Source organism: Mycobacterium helveticum (genome assembly GCF_007714205.1).
Taxonomy (GTDB): domain Bacteria; phylum Actinomycetota; class Actinomycetes; order Mycobacteriales; family Mycobacteriaceae; genus Mycobacterium; species Mycobacterium helveticum.
On sequence record NZ_VMQU01000289.1, the window covers coordinates 1 to 1,342 of the forward strand.

Below are 1,342 nucleotides of genomic sequence, written 5' to 3' on the forward strand. Positions count from 1 at the left end.
ACGACGCCAACGGCGGCTCCTATCCGTGGATCGTGAAGACCACCGGGGTGGTCAACCAGTTCTACTTCTACTGCCTCGACGCCGATTTCGGCCCGTTCTTCCTCAAGTTCTGCTCCTACTTCCCCTACAACGCCAAGCTGTGCCTCAACGGCAACGAGTGGGCCAAACGCCAGGCCACCAAGGCCGGGATCGGGTTCACCGCCCTGGACAACGGGTTCGCTGCGGTCGACGACGTGGACCGGCTGCAGCAGATCTGTGACCGGCTCGGAGAAGACCAGATCGACGCGCTGCTGCGCAAATGGCTGGCCCGGCTGCCGCACCCGTTCACCGCAGACGATCGGGCCGCCGGCTACCGCTACGACCTGTCGATCCTGCAGGCCGAGTTCTCCCTGACCCAGATGCTCGACGCCCCGGTGTCGGGTCGGATGTTCTTCGAGCAGGTCATCCGCGACAACCTCGACATCGGCCGCCCCGATCAGGTCAGCCTGATCTTCGACCGCCAACTGCGCCGGCGTGGACCCCGCGCCACCCCGGGCCGGTTCCGGACCCGGGTGATCACCGCCGGGGTCACTCCGAGCCTGCACGTGGACTACAAGCACACCACGATCAAGCAGTACCACAAGGAAGGACAAGCCTTACGGACCGAGACCACCATCAACGACACCCGCGATTTCGGGATCGGGAAACGACTGACCAATCTGCCCGCGCTGCGGGAGATCGGCTTCTCCGCCAACCGGCGCCTGCTGGGCGTCCAACAACTCAGCCACGACCCGATCACCGGAGCCGATGCCCTGGCCGCGATCACCGGCACCCTCACCACCGCCACCGGTGCCCGCATCCCGGGGCTGCGGTTCGCCGACCAGCGTAGCCATGCCCTGTTGTCGGCCCTGCTGATTTTCCGGTGCCAACCCCACGGCTTCACCAACAAAGACCTGCGCGCCTACACCGCTGAGCTGCGCGGACTCGACCCCGGCGAGGTCTCCACCGGGCAAATGACCTACGATTTGCGCCGACTGAAAACCCGGAACCTGATCACCCGGATCGAGGGCAGCCACCGCTACCGGGTCACCGACCACGGCCTGGATACCGCGAAGTTCCTCACCTGCGTCCAGGACCGCGTATTGCGTTGCGGCCTCGCCGAACTCGCCACTGCGACGCCCACCCCGGGTCGTCTGCGATCGGCTGCCACCGCATACCGTACCGCGGTCGAAAACCTCAGCGGAGCAGCATAATTCGCGCAACGAAACATCAACCGCCACAACCCCAATCGAACACAAGCGAACCTAACCCACATCACATAACTTGACTCAAAAATCCGGCTTCGCCGGATCTAGCCAACTAG

General features: G+C 64.5%; 1 protein-coding gene. It reads left to right on the plus strand.

Annotated features, from left to right (window positions below; all coding sequences use genetic code 11):
• The coding region (locus tag FPZ47_RS27525) for a hypothetical protein (RefSeq protein WP_144957447.1) at positions 1-1,232 on the plus strand (1,232 nt) is incomplete at its 5' end.
• Positions 1,233-1,342 lie beyond the last annotated feature (110 nt).